We start from the raw sequence: 13,891 nt of genomic DNA on the forward strand, positions 1-13,891 counted from the left end.
GGGTACAAGCCTCGGGGCGGCCAAATGCCAGCACCAAAAAAGAAAGGGAGGCTTGCGCCTCCCCTTTTCTGCCCACACCCGGCTGCGGGCTTATTGCTTGCCGGCAGCCGGTGGGCAATGGGCCAGCATGCGCTGGTTATACTCGGCCGCATAGGCCCTCAGCCTGGCCTGAGCCTCTTCCTGACCGGGTCTGATGACATCCCCCAGCCCATCGAGGTAGCGCACGCCACAACGCGCCTTGGCGGCGTCCTGCTCATTTGCCGCAATGCCGGGCGCCACTTCGCCGCGCCCGGCCCGCACTATCAGCCGGTAATCCTGCCTGGCAAGGCTGGCGCTGACCGTCTGCTCCAAGGTGTCGGCATCCGCCTGACACCCGCCAAGCAGAGCAAGCAGCAGCAAGCCGGTGGCTCTCATGCCCGCCTCCGCTGCCAGCCGAACAGGGCCAGGGCCAGCGCCAGTGCCCAGAAGCCAAGAGCACCACCGCCACCACCACCCGAGCTGCCGCCACTTTGCGCGACCGGCAATTTGAGCGGGCTGATGGCGAAGAAGATGTTGTCGCTACAGGCCACCTTCAGCCTGACGCTGCTGGTGAGGTTGGTCGGCAGAGTCACGGTGGCCGAGCCACTGTTGGGCTGGCTGGTGGCCAGGGTCGACCAGTTTGCCCCCTCATTCTGAGTCACGAACAGGTTTACCTTGCTGCAATTGATTGGCGCAGCATTGGTGCCTGCCACATCCCAGCTGACGGCCTGGCTGGCCCCCGGCGTCACCGTCACGCCCAACGGGCTGGTCAGGCGGAAGGCGCTGCCGGTATTGACCACCTGCACCTTCATGTCATCGCTGGCGACGCCGCCCTGGCCATCACGCACAGTGAGCCGGAAGTTGAGCTCCCGGTTGGTGGTGGGCCAGGCCTCGCCCTTGGCCAGGGTACCGGTCAGCAGGGAGGGCAAGCTGGGCAGGATCCGCTCCGGCGAGCTGGTGGGCGAGACGAACCGGAACAGCGGGCGGGTACCATCGTCGATCATGTCGAGGGTGCTGCTGGACTCTGTGCCCAGATCGATCTGCTCCCAGGTGTAGGTCAGGGGATCCTTGTCCAGATCCGCCCCTGCCCCTCTGAGCACGAAGGGGGTATTGGCAGGAATGGCGTAATTGGCACCTGCTGCGGCCTGAGGCGCGTTGTTGCTGAAGCTCAGCGTGGTGCCACAGGTCGGTACCGTGGCCATGTGCGCTCGCATCTGCTCGATGGATTTGCTGTGGAAATAGGGATCACCTTGCCGCTGGATGTTTTCATCCCCACAGATACCGGCATAGGCCATGATGGAAGTGCCGCTGCCCGGTTCCCAGGCCTGATTGGCTACCCGGTTGCCACCGCCGCAATTGTTGGTGGTACCGTTGAAGGTGTGATCGGCACCGAACTGGTGGCCGATTTCGTGGGCCACATAGTCGATAAAGAAGGCATCCCCCACTGGCGTTGGCGAGCCTGTCACGCCTATCGACTTACGCACGGTACAGAGACCCCCCAGGCTTGCCAAGCCGCCACCTTTGGTATTAAGCACATGGCCAATATCGAATTCCCCCAGAGCCCTATCGGGCAAGCTCTGTGCATTGGCCTGTACGGCGCTGTTGAGATTGGCATCACTGTCACTATTGGTGAAGGGGTCACTGGCTGGATCGGTAAAGATGATGGCGTCATTGCCGCTGGCCAGCTTGAACTCGGCCCCCACGTCGCGCTGATATACCTCGTTCATCCGGTTGAGCAGGGTGGCAATCGCCCCCATGGTCAAGACCTTGGAGCCACCGTGGAACTGGGTATACTCTCCGGTCGCCGAGATGGCGATGGTATAGCGCTTGCGCTCGTTGCCATCCACCTGCACCTTGCGGGCCAGGGTGTTGGCGCCACGGCCGATCACCTTGTCGGCCTCCTCTTCCAGCCGGCTGTAGGCATCCTGCTGGTAGTAGACGGCATAGCCTTCGGCATTGGGCAGCGGGTCGACAAACACCATCTTGCCCTGATGGCTGAACATGGCGTGGAAGCCTTGCGGACCGAGATCGAAACGGCCCGTCTCTACCGGCTCCGCCGGATTATGGCCCTTGAAGGTCAGGATATCGGGGTACTTGGCGGCAAGATCGGCAGGCAGCAGGTCATAGGCCTGCAGCGCGAAGGTCACTTCCCCCCCGTCAGGCAGGGGCAAGGTCAGCTGGCGCCCCCCGGCCTGCAGGCCGACAAAGTAATCGAGGGGCACCTTGGCCACCCGAAACTGGTTCGCCCGCACATCATAACCGTCGGCCGCCGTGGCGCGCGCCGCCACCGTACTCCACTCCTTGGCCGCCAGAGCTCATCAGGCTGGCCACAACCAGCGCCAAAGGCGAATATTTCATCAGCTGCATCTTTTCAGTCCTTTTAAATGCACTCATCTGAACTCTAGCTGGCATCATTTTCCTGCTGGTCCGATTAGTCCAGCGCCATCGTCTATGCATTTCCCGAATGGGGAGTGTTGCGCCAACCCTGTCTAACCCCTATCATTGCGCGGATTTATCAGTTTTAGAACCGCGCTCGATAGGGAGGCGGTTCATCTTTATCTGGCCAAGGTTAATCTCATGCTCAAGTCCCCACTGTTGCCCCGTTCCGGGGATCTGGTCGTTGCCATAGTTGACGATGTATTAGGCCAGGGTCTCACCCTGGACAGAGCCTATGCACGCCACTTCTCCGGCATCGAAATCAAGCCACAAGAACAGGCAAGGATTGCCCTGGTCACCGGCGACCTGCTGCGTCGCCTCAGCCTCTACTGCGCCCTGACCGGTATTCAGGTGCGTCAGGCCGAAAAAAACGTCTGGCCGCTGCTGCACAGTTGGCACGCCTTCCACAAGATAGTTCAGTCCAACCATCCAACCCTGGATCGCTTCAACGAAGAAGCATTCCGTCGCCGCCTGACAGAAGCGAAGAAAAATCCGGTGCTGATGGATGGTTGCCCTGCCTGGCTGGAAAAGCTGGGCAGCGAGCAGTTGGGCGAGGCCTGGCCTGCAGAGCGCGCCGCCCTGGCCTGGATGCCCAAGCGTTACCTGAGGGTCAACACCCTCAAATGCACGCGGGAACAGCTGCAAGCCGCACTGGCCAAGGAGCAGGTCAACACAATTCCGGTTGAAGGGGTCGCTACCGCCCTGCAGGTCACCTCTGATGCCGCCCTGTTTCGCACCAAGGCGTTTGCCGATGGCTGGTTCGAGCAGCAGGACGCAGGCTCCCAGCTGGTTGCAGCGGCGCTGGAAGTCACCCCTGGCATGCGAGTCATCGATGCCTGCGCCGGTGCCGGCGGCAAGACCCTGCACATCGCCGCCATGATGGAAGGCAAGGGCCGTCTGCTGGCAATGGATGTGGAAGAGTGGAAGCTGGAAAACCTCAAGCAGCGCGCCCGCCGTGCCGGTGCCCACAACGTGGAAACCCGCGTCATCGAGAGCAGCAAGACTGTCAAGCGCCTCAAAGGCACTGCCGATCGCGTACTGCTGGACGTGCCCTGCTCCGGTCTTGGCGTGCTCAAGCGCAATCCGGATGCCAAATGGCGCGACACCGCCGAGCGACTGCCGGTGCTGGTCGCCTTGCAAGAGGAGATACTGCAGCGCTACAGCCAGATGGTGAAGGTGGGGGGTCTGCTGGTCTATGCAACCTGCTCCATCCTGCCCCAGGAGAACCGTCAGCAAGTGGACAAATTCCTGGCTGCCAACGACAACTATCGTCTGCGGGATGACCACACCGTCAGCCCGTCAGCGACCGGCTTCGACGGCTTCTATATGGCGCGGATCGAGCGCATCAGCTGATCCTGTCTGCCGTGATAAAAAAGGGGAGCCATTGGCTCCCCTTTTTGCATGATGCAGATGCGACCTTATTCGGCAGCAACGTCATCCTGCTTGTGCTTGGCGGCAGTTTCCTTGATCAGGGTCTGCAGCTCGCCGGCCTGGAACATCTCGATCAGGATATCGCAGCCACCGACCAGCTCACCCTCTACCCACAGTTGCGGGAAGGTGGGCCAGTTGGCGAACTTCGGCAGCTCGGCGCGGATGTCCGGATTTTGCAGTATGTCGACATAAGCAAACGGCTCGCCACAGGACATCAGAGCCTGGGAGGCCTGGGCAGAGAAACCGCAGCTGGGTAGCTTGGGGGAACCCTTCATGTACAGGATGATGGGATTGTCAGCCAGCTGCTGTTTGATCTTTTCAATAGTTTCCATAGGTGCCTCACTAGAGCGATTTCGGCGGCCATTCTACTGCAATCCTTGCAGACCACAAACTGACAAACCGTCCTGGATGCAAGAAGTGATGAATCAATACGCCGTAGCTTGATCCGGATCATGGCGAGAATCAAGAGTTGTTAGCCCATCTTTGATGCTGGTACAATCGACGGGCTTTGGGCCATCTGGCCCCATCATTTCAAGAACAATTCTTTTCAAAATAGAAAAGAGTACGCAATGTCTTGCAACCGTCGCCTTCGCACGGCCAGCCAATGGAGAGTAGAAAATGGCTTTCGAACTTCCCGCTCTGCCCTACGCAATCAATGCCCTGGAACCGCACATCTCCCAGGAAACTCTGGAATATCATCACGGCAAGCACCACAACACCTACGTGGTCAACCTGAACAACCTGGTGCCAGGTACCGAGTTTGAAGGCAAGTCTCTGGAAGAGATCATCAAGACCTCCACTGGCGGCATCTTCAACAACGCCGCCCAGATCTGGAACCACACCTTCTACTGGCACTGCCTCTCCCCGAACGGTGGCAACGAGCCAACCGGCGCCCTGGCTGATGCCATCAACAAGGCGTTTGGCTCCTTCGCCGAGTTCAAGGATGCCTTCACCAAGTCTGCCATCGGCAACTTCGGTTCCAGCTGGACTTGGCTGGTGAAGAAAGCCGACGGCTCCCTGGCCATCGTCAACACTTCCAACGCCGGTTGCCCGCTGACCGAAGCCGGTACTACACCGCTGCTGACCGTCGACCTGTGGGAACACGCCTACTACATCGATTTCCGCAACCTGCGTCCGAAGTACATGGAAACCTTCTGGAACCTGGTGAACTGGGAATTCGTGGCCAAGAACCTGGCTGCCTGATAGCCGCTTCTTGCCAAAACGCCCCGCACTGCGGGGCGTTTTTTATGGCAGAAATGAGCCTGCAGCGGATATGAAAAAGGCGCCCGAAGGCGCCTGTTATCAACAGCCAGTGGCATCACTGGTCTATCTCGTCCAGATAGTCATCCAGATTGGCATCGTCGGCTTTCTCCGCCGGCGTCTGCTTGAACTCGGTCTGACGACCGGTCACTTTGTTCTGGTTGTGCTGCAGATAGAAATCCTTGGTCAGAGCATAAGGATCGAGCGCGTTATCGATGATCCTCTCCTGATCGATCAGCTTGGAGCGGGTACCCAATCCATCCAGCATCCAGTGGGTGACTCGCAGCGGCAGCGTCAACAGGGCATAGGGGAAGTAGATGGTATCTATGGTATCCCCCACCAGCTTGCGCGTCGTGGTAGGACCGTAGACGGGCACCATCAGATAGGCACCATCGCCGATATCGGCACGACCCAGTACTGTATTGAGTTCCAGCTTGTCGCGTTCGAGCCCGGCATGCTTGGCCACATCGAAGATACCCAGCAAACCGATAGTGGTGTTGAGGGTAAAGCGGCCGAGGTTGGTCCCCGCGCCTTGCAAGTCACCGGTGATCAGATGGTTGACCATGCTGCTCGGCTCGTTGAAGTTCTCAACCAGGTTCTCGATGCCATCCTTCATGCCTTGCGGAATATAGCGGGCATAGCCATGCACAACGGGGCGGGCCACATAGGGCTCCAGCACATCGTAGTTGACCACCCACATGGCCCGGTTTGCCCCCTGGAAGGGGTCGCGGCCATCGCTGGCAGTACTGGTCGCCTCGGGCCGACCCGGTGCTTCATTGAGATCAAGACTCTCGGGGCCCGGCTTGGGTGGGCCACCCGCACAGCCTCCCAACAACAATGCCGCCATCAATGCCACTGAACGCACATACATATGGAAGTCCTAGTTTTTTATTGTGATTAATCCGAATTATAGGCACCCGCCCCATAGAGGGGCGGGGCAAAGGGGTATTAGAGGGCGTGATCGATACGGATGTCAATCGGCGCTGAAGGAATCGCATCCGTCGGGACAGATGTCGATACCCCTTCGAACGCCCCTTCCTTGTTCATGACGTTGCCGCCGCGAGAAAGCCGTGCCTTGAACTGCAGTTGCGGATAGGCGGAAAGCTTGCTGCCCTCCATCATGGCATCACCATCCCCCAGAGAAAGGGTAACAGGCAAAGTGGGTCCTGCGATGCGCTTCACGGCGATGGGCATGGGCGGCCCATTGGGCACCACGGCAAAAACGAACAGATGAGCATCTTCCGGCATCTGAATGCCGGCAGCCAGGGTGACATGGATCGGAAACTCCCCTTTCTTCACCTCCAGCTGTTTCCCCTGCTCATCACGCTTGTTGGCTGCACCAGGGGTCGTCACCGCTATGCCACGCTGCTTCAACTGCTGCTCGGCATAGTCGATGGAGCGCTCCACCATGGCGTAGCGGGTCGAGCCCTTCTCCATCAGCGGCAGCATCTCGCGCCAACGCATCAGCGCTGTCTTGAAGTCCTCTTTTTGCAGCGCCATGAAGGCATAGACGGATCTGGCCTCTATGTTGGCCGGATCCAGCGCAATGGCGCTGCTCAGCAGTTGATCGGCCTGGGCATCATCCCCCGTCATCATCAAGGCCTGGGCGTAGGGCACGGCTACCATGGTCTTCTGCGGAGCCAGATCATAGGCGCGCTCAAGGGCCTCGCGGGCCATGTCAGGATCATTGCCATCCAGCGACAAACGACCCAGCAGCAGCCAGCCACGGTAATCATTCGGCTCGTCTTTCAGACGGGTGCGCAACGCCAGCATGAAGTCCAGCAGGTCCTGCTCGGTCACCTGGGCATCCCGCTCAACCAGAATGCGGTTGCTCAGCTCACCCAGTCGACTGCTGGCATCCTGCCAGCGCTGGACTTCCTGCCAGGCGCCCAGCTTGTAATAGAGCCCCAGACTCACCACCACCAGCACCAGCACACCCGGGATCCAGATCAGGCTCTTGCCGCCACGGGCGCTCTGCTCCACATCGGGGATGTCATCCAGCAGGCTGCGTTGCAGCTCGACCAGGGATTCCGGCTCCTCAGCCAATATTCCTTGCTCGCGCTCTTCGCCGATTTCCAGCAAACGCTGACGATAAAGCTGCTTGTTGAGAGCCGAACGGCTGATGCTCTGCTTGCCCTCACCACGCCACAGCGGCATCGCCAGGGTCAGACTCACCAACACCAGCAAGGCCGCGATCACAATCAAAAATGCGGTCATTGTTTCTCTTCCTCTTTGAGCAGGGCAGCCAGACGATCCTGCTCCTGTGCGCTCAGGGCGCTATCCGCCTGTTTGGCCATGACGGGACGACGGCGACTGCGCACCACCACAGTGACGGCGCCAATGACGATGACCAGCAGCGGGCCGAGCCAGAGGATCAGGGTCGACGCCATCAGCGGCGGGTTATACAAAATGAAGTTGCCGTAGCGGGCGACCATGTAGTCCACCACTTCCTGCTTCTCCTTGCCCTCGCGCACCATCTGGTAGGTCTTGTCCCGCAAGTCCTTGGCAAGCCCTGCATTGGAATCGGCGATGTCCTGGTTCTGACACTTGGGGCAGCGCAACTCGCGGGTCAGCTCGCGAAAAGTCTGCTCTTGCGCGGGAGTGTCAAAGGTATAGACATCAATCGCAGCCAAGGCCGGTCCTGCGCCACCCAATCCCGCCAGCAACAGCAGGGAGGCAATCAGTGTTTTCATCAGGCACCTTCTCATTTCATGGACTCGAAGATGGGCTTGAGGGTAGTGGCCCAGACTTGTGGATTCACATCCCCCACATGGCGATAGCGAATGATGCCCTGACTGTCGATAAAGAAGGTCTCGGGTGCCCCATAGACACCCAAATCCAGCCCCAGCATGCCATCCGGGTCATACAGGTTGACCTGATAGGGATTGCCAAGCTCGGTCAACCAGCGGATGGCCTTGTCCCGCTCATCCTTGTAGTTCATGCCGACAATGGGGATGCCCTGCTCCGCCAGTTGCTTGAGGTAGGTGTGTTCGCCGTAGCAGGTCGGGCACCAGGTAGCCCAGACGTTGAGCAGCATGGGGCGCCCCTTGAGGATGCTGCGATCATGCTGCTTGTTCAGGTCGTAGATGTCCTGCAGGGTGAACACGGGCACTTCCTTGTCCACCATCACTGACTCGAGCTTGGTGGGGTCGGAATAGAGCCCTTTGAACAGGAAGACAGCACCCAACAGAAAAATAATAAAGGGGATCAGAAACAGCCAGGTCTTCTTGTTCATGCCTTGGCCTCCTCTTCACGACGGCCAAAACGGTAACGCTTGTCCAGCATGGCCAGCACGCCGCCAATGGCCATGAAGACGCCACCGAACCAGATCCAGCGCACGAAGGGTTTGTAATAAATCCGTACCGCCCAGGCACCGTTGTCCAGCTGCTCGCCGAGCGCCGCATAAAGATCCCGGGTAAAACCGGCGTCAATCGCCGCTTCCGTCATCGGCATCCGGCTCACTGTGTACATCCGCTTCTCGGGTTTGAGCAGGGCCACCTGCTTGCCATCCTGGTGTACTTCCAGCACACCTTTGAAGCCGTCGTAGTTGGGGCCGTTCTTTTCCCGAATGCCGGTGAAAACAAACTCGTAATCGGCAAACTGCACCCTGTCACCGGCCTGCATGCGCAGATCTTTTTCGATGCTGTAGTTCTGGGTACAGGCGATACCTATGATGCTGACGGCCAGCCCCACGTGCCCCAGGATCATGGCCCAATGGCTGTTGCCCAGCTTGCGCACCCCGGTAGCGAAGGAGTGCTTGTGGGTGGCGCGTACCCAGGTCTCCTGGATGCTGGTGATGATGATCCAGGCGCCCAGACCAATTCCCACAGCAGCCCAGGGTTTGAACGCCTCGGCCAGCCACAGTGGCAGCAAGATGGCGGCGACCAGACTCAGAACCAGAGCGAAGATCACCTTGCCCTTGAGTTCGCCCAGCCCCTGACGGCGCCAGCGAAACAGCGGGCCAACCCCCATCAACAGGGCAAACGGAATGATCAGCCAGCTGTAGATGTGGTTGAAGAAGGGAGTACCTATGGAGATGCTGCCAAGCCCCAGCTCCTTGTGCACCAGCGGCAACAGGGTGCCGAGCAGCACGGTGAGCAGACCCGCCACCAGCATGATGTTGTTACCGAGCAGCAGGGTCTCGCGACTCCACAACTCATGCTTGCCATGGCTCTTCACCTGAGAGCCCTTGAAGGCAAACAGCAGGAGCGAACTGCCGATCACCGCCAGCAGGAAGCCCAGAATAAACAGGCCGCGGGTCGGATCGGAGGCAAATGCATGCACCGATACCAATACGCCGGAACGCACCAGGAAGGTGCCGAGCAGGCTCAGGGAGAAGGCGGATAGTGCCAGCAGCACTGTCCAGGCCTTGAAAGTGGCCCGCTTCTCGCTTACCGCCAGCGAGTGCAGCAGGGCAGTGCCTGCCAGCCAGGGCATGAAGGAGGCGTTTTCTACCGGATCCCAGAACCACCAACCACCCCAGCCGAGCTCGTAATAAGCCCACCAGGAACCAAGCACTATGCCCAAGGTCAGGAAGACCCAGGCCGCCATGGTCCAGGGACGGGACCAGCGCGCCCAGGTGGCGTCGAGACGCCCCGTCATCAGGGAAGCGATGGCAAAGGCAAAGGCGACCGAGAAGCCCACATACCCCATGTAGAGCATGGGCGGATGGAAGATAAGACCCGGATCCTGCAACAAAGGGTTAAGATCGCGGCCATCCACAGGGAAGTAAGGCAGGGTCCGGGTGAAGGGATCGGAGGTAAACAGCACGAAGGCGGTAAACCCGATGGAGATCAATCCTAGCACCCCGAGCACCCGCGCCACCGCATCGAGCGGCAAACTGCGACTGAACAGGGCCACTGCCGCCGTCCAGCCTGCCAGGGTCAATACCCATAGCAGCAAGGAGCCCTCATGAGCCCCCCAGACGGCAGAGATCCGATACGCCAGCGGCAAGAGGGTATTGGAGTTGGTAGCCACATACTGCACGGTAAAGTCGTTGTCGATAAAGGCCCAGGTCAGGCACAGAAACGACAGCAACAACAGCAAAAACTGGGCATAGGCCAGCGGACGGGCGGTCGACATCATGCCAAGGCGCCCCCACTGGGCGCCGAGCAAGGGATAAACCCCCAGCAAGATGGCGATGGCAAAGGCCAGGATCAGTGAAAACTGCCCTAATTCCGGGATCATTTCAGAGTTCCTTCAGGTTGAGTTGCAGCACACACCTGTGCGCGGGTGAGAAACGATGAAAACGGCGAGCAGGTAGCCAGACTCATTGCTTGGCTCCCTTCAACTGCGCCTCGGTATATTCCGGTTTGAAATGCATGCCATTGGTGGCCTCGGCCACTTCCGGCGGCATGTAGTTTTCATCGTGCTTGGCCAGCACCTCGAACGCCTCTACCGTAGTGGCGTTCTTGAGGGTCCCCTGGGCTACTATGCCCTGCCCTTCCCGGAACAAGTCCGGCAGTATGCCGTCAAACTCGACGGTCACCAGATGTCCGCCATTATCCACCAGCTTGAAGGCTACTTTGAGGCTTTGCTGATCCCGCTGCACGGAACCCGGTACCACCAGCCCACCGATGCGCAGGCGCTGCCCCTCTTCGGGCTTGATCTTGTCCGGTCCCTTGCCTTCTACCAGCTCACTCGGGGTGTAGAAGAGATCGATGTTCTGGCTGAGGGCGTAGAGCACCAGGCCGATCACGGCGGCCAAACCGGCACTGATCGCCAGTATGATGGTGAGGCGTTTTTTGCGTCTCGGGTTCATAGGGTGTTCTCCATCTGCTGGGCCGCCTTGCGGCGGGCCTCTCGCGCCTGCTTGCTACGCAACTCGCCAAGCAGGCTGCGGGTTTTTATACGGGTGGAAATGACGATGCCAACCAGGCAGATCAGGGTCAGACCAAAAGAGAGCCAGACATAGAAGGCGTAACCGCCCATCGCCATGAAGTCACTGAAAGAGGCAAAGTGCATGCTTACTTCTCCTGCTCGGCAATATCTTTGACCCAGGGGCGATGCCACTCCCGCATCAAGAGCTCGTTTCGAAAACGCATCAGGGTCAGGGCTCCGAGGAAGGCGGCAAACGCCAGTATCATGATGAGCAGCGGCCACAGCATCTCGGGGGAAATGGAGGGTTTGTCAAACTTGGTGATGCTGGCGCCCTGGTGCAAGGTGTTCCACCACTCCACCGAGTAGTGAATGATGGGCAGGTTGATCACCCCCACCAGTGCCAGAATGCCAGCGGCGCGGCCTGCCACCACCTTGTCGCTGAAAGCATTGTAAAGCGCGATCACACCAAGATAGAGAAACAGCAGGATCAGCTCCGAGGTGAGGCGCGCATCCCATACCCACCAGGTGCCCCACATGGGTTTTCCCCAGGCAGCCCCGGTGAACAGTGCAATAAAGGTGAACACGGCGCCGACCGGCGCAATGGCCGCCACCGTCATGTCGGCCATTCGCAGTTGCCACACCAGCCCGATAAAGGCGGCCACCGCCATGGTGGAGTAGGCCCCCATGGAGAGAATCGCGGAAGGAACATGGATATAGATGATCCGGAAAGAGTCACCCTGCTGATAGTCGGCCGGTGCAAAGGCCAGCCCCCAGACAGTGCCGATGATAAATGACAGCAGACTTGTCACGGCAAACCAGGGCAGCAAGGTCCCTGCCAGCCCATAGGCTCGCTCGGGTTTAGCGTAAGGGTGCAACCATTTCCACATAGCTCACAAAACCTTTTGTTATTAATTGTTTGGCGAGGCCTACCATACTGACCTCGGGGTGACATCAAATACCCCGAAAGCAATAAGCGACCCTCTTCTTGATCCATCGCAACATTATTTTTCCACAATGACCCATCAGGAGCCCTGTGCTCATCCCCAACGTCAGTTCAGGCTGACCCTGAGCGCCGCCGATACTGCCAGCGGAGTCAGGGTCAAAGCCCCCACCAGCATGGCGGCCAAAATAGCGAGCTGGCCAGCATAGGGCAAGCCCATCCCCGCCGCATCGATGGCGGAGGTGGCAAAAATCAGTACCGGAATATAGAGCGGCAGGATCAGCAGGCTCAGCAAGACACCGCCCTTGCGCAGCCCCACCGTCAGGGCGACGCCGACTGCCCCTAGCAGGCTCAGCACAGGGGTTCCCAGCGCCAGGGTCGCGACCACGGCCAGATAGGTGTCCATGTCCAGCGACAACAGGATGGCAAGCAGCGGTGAGACCAGCAACAGTGGCAGCCCTGTCAGCAACCAGTGAGCGATCACTTTTGCCAGCGCCAGCAGCCCGAGTGGATGAGGCATCAGCATCATCTGCTCAAGCGCCCCATCGCTGAAATCATCCCGAAACAGCCGCTCAAGGGAAAGCATGGCCGCCAGCAAGGCAGCCACCCAGATGATACCGGGGGCAATGCGGGCCAGCAGCTTGGGTTCGGGGCCTATGCCGAGGGGAAACAGGGTAATGACGATCAGGAAAAACCAGAGCGGGTTTAAAATGTCGGAGCGCTGGCGCAGAGCCATCAGCAACTCGCGGTGAATAAGCTGGATTACGGCGCGCAACATCAAGCTACTCCTGCAGCAAAGGGGTCAGCGACAGGGTCTTTAACCGTCCCTGCATCAGAGTCATGTCCTGGTGGGTGGTGAGGATCACCATGCCTCCCCGCTCGGCGTGGGCCAGGAAGAGGCGTTCCAGTACCTTTACCCCCTGCTTGTCGATGGCGGTAAAGGGCTCATCCAGGATCCAGAGCGCCGGTTTATCACTGAGCCAAAGCCTTGCCAGTGCCACCCGGCGCTGCTGACCGGCGGAGAGTTGCCCGCTGGGATTGTCCTCGAAACCGGCAAGCCCGACCTGGGCCAGCACTCGCCACAGATCCACCCCGGTTTGGGTCGGATTATGCAGTTTCTGATAGAAGGCGAGATTTTCGAGCGGTGTCAGCGCCGCCTTGACACCGGGCTGATGGCCCAGATAGAGCAGGTTGGCATGATATTCATCGCGACAGTGGCGGATATTTTCGCCATTCCAGCATATTTCACCGGCAAACGGCTGGGACAGACCCGTCAAGAGGCGCAACAGGCTGGTCTTGCCCACACCGTTGGGACCTTCAATCTGCACCAGATCGCCGGGAGCCACCACAAAGGAGAGGTGTTCAAACAGAGTGCGATCTTCACGCACGCAGCTCAGATTGTTAACTTGAAGCAGCATGAGGATGTAATCAGATGAAAAGAGGCGGCCTGCATATTAACACAGTATTAGAATGCGTCTTTTCAAAGATGCCAATTATCAGCAGGATTTGTGGGGAAGATCCCGCCTTTTCGGCGCGTAAAGCGGGAGATGAAAATCAGGAAGGCGAGCGCCTTCCCGATGACTTATGAGCGGCCTTTTCGCAATGAAATCAAGAGTTCAGCCTCGGCCTTTGGCAATTCGCACTCGTTCATGACCTCGTCGAGGTCGGCACCCAGCTCGACCATCTTGGCGGCTCGGCTGTAAAGGCGGCGTTCCGGATCCTGCAGGGTCAGCTCCTGCTGGCGATCGTTGACTTGCTGCATGGCCCCTTCGACCGACTGCAAACGCTGGCCCATGCCGATGGCCCCCGTGTGCAGTTCCATCATCTGCTTGCGCAGACTCTCGAGCTGGCCTTGCAGCGTCTCCACCCTGGCCTCGGACTCTCGTTGGCCACGTCGGCTGCTGATCACCCCGTACAGGGCCAGCACCAACGCCAACAAGGACACCCCCAAGGCAGCTATTTCAATAATCAAAACATCACCTTTCT

At 59.2% G+C, this 13,891-nt stretch carries 16 protein-coding genes and 1 pseudogene; 3 read left to right on the top strand and 14 right to left on the bottom strand.

Annotated features, from left to right (window positions below; translation table 11 throughout):
• Positions 1 to 90: 90 nt before the first annotated feature.
• Entirely contained in the window at positions 91 to 414 is a 324-nt protein-coding gene (locus tag OKC28_RS04825; RefSeq protein WP_021140601.1) for a hypothetical protein, read from the bottom strand.
• A pseudogene (locus OKC28_RS04830) lies at positions 411 to 2,385 on the bottom strand (reprolysin-like metallopeptidase). The gene OKC28_RS04825 and the pseudogene OKC28_RS04830 overlap by 4 nt, the downstream one beginning before the upstream one ends.
• A 210-nt stretch (positions 2,386 to 2,595) precedes the next feature.
• Here OKC28_RS04830 and OKC28_RS04835 point away from each other — a divergent pair.
• Entirely contained in the window at positions 2,596 to 3,807 is a 1,212-nt protein-coding gene (locus tag OKC28_RS04835) for an RsmB/NOP family class I SAM-dependent RNA methyltransferase (RefSeq protein ID WP_058395689.1), read from the top strand.
• A 65-nt stretch (positions 3,808 to 3,872) separates the two neighbouring features.
• On the opposite strand, the gene OKC28_RS04840 is transcribed toward OKC28_RS04835, so the two are convergent.
• Positions 3,873 to 4,217, bottom strand: a complete 345-nt coding sequence (locus tag OKC28_RS04840) for a Grx4 family monothiol glutaredoxin (protein WP_005319230.1) — start codon at positions 4,215 to 4,217, stop codon at positions 3,873 to 3,875.
• 286 nt (positions 4,218 to 4,503) lie between these two features.
• Between OKC28_RS04840 and sodB the strand changes: the two genes are divergently transcribed.
• A complete protein-coding gene (gene sodB, locus OKC28_RS04845; RefSeq protein WP_270687858.1) occupies positions 4,504 to 5,088 on the top strand; it encodes a superoxide dismutase [Fe] in 585 nt (194 codons plus the stop codon).
• A gap of 115 nt (positions 5,089 to 5,203) precedes the next feature.
• Here sodB and OKC28_RS04850 read toward each other — a convergent pair whose 3' ends face one another.
• The 10 genes from OKC28_RS04850 to ccmA all read right to left on the bottom strand — a co-directional run bounded on the left by OKC28_RS04850 (position 5,204) and on the right by ccmA (position 13,323).
• Positions 5,204 to 6,016 carry an MlaA family lipoprotein gene (locus OKC28_RS04850; protein ID WP_181455187.1) on the bottom strand — a complete coding sequence of 271 codons (813 nt, stop codon included), beginning with the start codon at positions 6,014 to 6,016 and terminating at the stop codon, positions 5,204 to 5,206.
• Positions 6,017 to 6,093: 77 nt separating this feature from the next.
• Positions 6,094 to 7,362, bottom strand: coding sequence for a c-type cytochrome biogenesis protein CcmI (gene ccmI / locus OKC28_RS04855; RefSeq protein WP_021140849.1), 1,269 nt, complete (start codon positions 7,360 to 7,362; stop codon positions 6,094 to 6,096).
• The gene (locus tag OKC28_RS04860) at positions 7,359 to 7,838 is read right to left on the bottom strand and encodes a cytochrome c-type biogenesis protein (RefSeq protein WP_021140848.1); all 480 of its coding nucleotides are present in this window, start codon (positions 7,836 to 7,838) and stop codon (positions 7,359 to 7,361) included. The genes ccmI and OKC28_RS04860 overlap by 4 nt, the downstream gene beginning before the upstream one ends.
• An 11-nt stretch (positions 7,839 to 7,849) precedes the next feature.
• Positions 7,850 to 8,380 (bottom strand): DsbE family thiol:disulfide interchange protein, encoded by a 531-nt coding sequence (locus OKC28_RS04865; RefSeq protein ID WP_005319248.1) that lies wholly within the window; start codon positions 8,378 to 8,380, stop codon positions 7,850 to 7,852.
• The gene (locus OKC28_RS04870; RefSeq protein ID WP_270687864.1) at positions 8,377 to 10,332 is read right to left on the bottom strand and encodes a heme lyase CcmF/NrfE family subunit; all 1,956 of its coding nucleotides are present in this window, start codon (positions 10,330 to 10,332) and stop codon (positions 8,377 to 8,379) included. The genes OKC28_RS04865 and OKC28_RS04870 overlap by 4 nt, the downstream gene beginning before the upstream one ends.
• A gap of 82 nt (positions 10,333 to 10,414) precedes the next feature.
• On the bottom strand, positions 10,415 to 10,906 hold the full coding sequence (gene ccmE / locus OKC28_RS04875; protein WP_219592774.1) for a cytochrome c maturation protein CcmE: 492 nt from the start codon (positions 10,904 to 10,906) through the stop codon (positions 10,415 to 10,417).
• Positions 10,903 to 11,109 carry a heme exporter protein CcmD gene (gene ccmD / locus OKC28_RS04880; protein ID WP_005319258.1) on the bottom strand — a complete coding sequence of 69 codons (207 nt, stop codon included), beginning with the start codon at positions 11,107 to 11,109 and terminating at the stop codon, positions 10,903 to 10,905. The genes ccmE and ccmD overlap by 4 nt, the downstream gene beginning before the upstream one ends.
• Positions 11,110 to 11,111: 2 nt before the next feature.
• Positions 11,112 to 11,852, bottom strand: a complete 741-nt coding sequence (locus OKC28_RS04885; RefSeq protein WP_021140845.1) for a heme ABC transporter permease — start codon at positions 11,850 to 11,852, stop codon at positions 11,112 to 11,114.
• Between the two features lie 162 nt (positions 11,853 to 12,014).
• The gene (ccmB, locus tag OKC28_RS04890; protein ID WP_270687869.1) at positions 12,015 to 12,683 is read right to left on the bottom strand and encodes a heme exporter protein CcmB; all 669 of its coding nucleotides are present in this window, start codon (positions 12,681 to 12,683) and stop codon (positions 12,015 to 12,017) included.
• Positions 12,684 to 12,687: 4 nt separating this feature from the next.
• A complete protein-coding gene (gene ccmA / locus OKC28_RS04895) occupies positions 12,688 to 13,323 on the bottom strand; it encodes a cytochrome c biogenesis heme-transporting ATPase CcmA (RefSeq protein WP_270687871.1) in 636 nt (211 codons plus the stop codon).
• 14 nt (positions 13,324 to 13,337) lie between these two features.
• On the opposite strand from ccmA, the gene OKC28_RS04900 reads away from it, so the two are divergent.
• Positions 13,338 to 13,493, top strand: a complete 156-nt coding sequence (locus tag OKC28_RS04900) for a hypothetical protein (RefSeq protein ID WP_155601922.1) — start codon at positions 13,338 to 13,340, stop codon at positions 13,491 to 13,493.
• Here the strand turns inward: OKC28_RS04900 and OKC28_RS04905 are convergent.
• Positions 13,488 to 13,874 (bottom strand): DUF2802 domain-containing protein, encoded by a 387-nt coding sequence (locus tag OKC28_RS04905; RefSeq protein ID WP_043134707.1) that lies wholly within the window; start codon positions 13,872 to 13,874, stop codon positions 13,488 to 13,490. The genes OKC28_RS04900 and OKC28_RS04905 overlap by 6 nt on opposite strands.
• Positions 13,875 to 13,891: the final 17 nt, after the last annotated feature.

Source organism: Aeromonas sp. D3 (assembly GCF_027705025.1).
Lineage (GTDB): Bacteria > Pseudomonadota > Gammaproteobacteria > Enterobacterales > Aeromonadaceae > Aeromonas > Aeromonas salmonicida.

Coding starts and splice junctions, on each gene's coding strand:
- OKC28_RS04900 (WP_155601922.1), top strand. CDS start 13,338: ATGAAAAGAGGCGGCCTGCATATTAACACAGTATTAGAATGCGTCTTT.
- ccmB (WP_270687869.1), bottom strand. CDS start 12,683: ATGTTGCGCGCCGTAATCCAGCTTATTCACCGCGAGTTGCTGATGGCT.
- OKC28_RS04840 (WP_005319230.1), bottom strand. CDS start 4,217: ATGGAAACTATTGAAAAGATCAAACAGCAGCTGGCTGACAATCCCATC.
- OKC28_RS04885 (WP_021140845.1), bottom strand. CDS start 11,852: ATGTGGAAATGGTTGCACCCTTACGCTAAACCCGAGCGAGCCTATGGG.
- OKC28_RS04825 (WP_021140601.1), bottom strand. CDS start 414: ATGAGAGCCACCGGCTTGCTGCTGCTTGCTCTGCTTGGCGGGTGTCAG.
- sodB (WP_270687858.1), top strand. CDS start 4,504: ATGGCTTTCGAACTTCCCGCTCTGCCCTACGCAATCAATGCCCTGGAA.
- OKC28_RS04850 (WP_181455187.1), bottom strand. CDS start 6,016: ATGTATGTGCGTTCAGTGGCATTGATGGCGGCATTGTTGTTGGGAGGC.
- OKC28_RS04870 (WP_270687864.1), bottom strand. CDS start 10,332: ATGATCCCGGAATTAGGGCAGTTTTCACTGATCCTGGCCTTTGCCATC.
- OKC28_RS04835 (WP_058395689.1), top strand. CDS start 2,596: ATGCTCAAGTCCCCACTGTTGCCCCGTTCCGGGGATCTGGTCGTTGCC.
- OKC28_RS04865 (WP_005319248.1), bottom strand. CDS start 8,380: ATGAACAAGAAGACCTGGCTGTTTCTGATCCCCTTTATTATTTTTCTG.
- ccmA (WP_270687871.1), bottom strand. CDS start 13,323: ATGCTGCTTCAAGTTAACAATCTGAGCTGCGTGCGTGAAGATCGCACT.
- OKC28_RS04860 (WP_021140848.1), bottom strand. CDS start 7,838: ATGAAAACACTGATTGCCTCCCTGCTGTTGCTGGCGGGATTGGGTGGC.
- ccmI (WP_021140849.1), bottom strand. CDS start 7,362: ATGACCGCATTTTTGATTGTGATCGCGGCCTTGCTGGTGTTGGTGAGT.
- ccmE (WP_219592774.1), bottom strand. CDS start 10,906: ATGAACCCGAGACGCAAAAAACGCCTCACCATCATACTGGCGATCAGT.
- ccmD (WP_005319258.1), bottom strand. CDS start 11,109: ATGCACTTTGCCTCTTTCAGTGACTTCATGGCGATGGGCGGTTACGCC.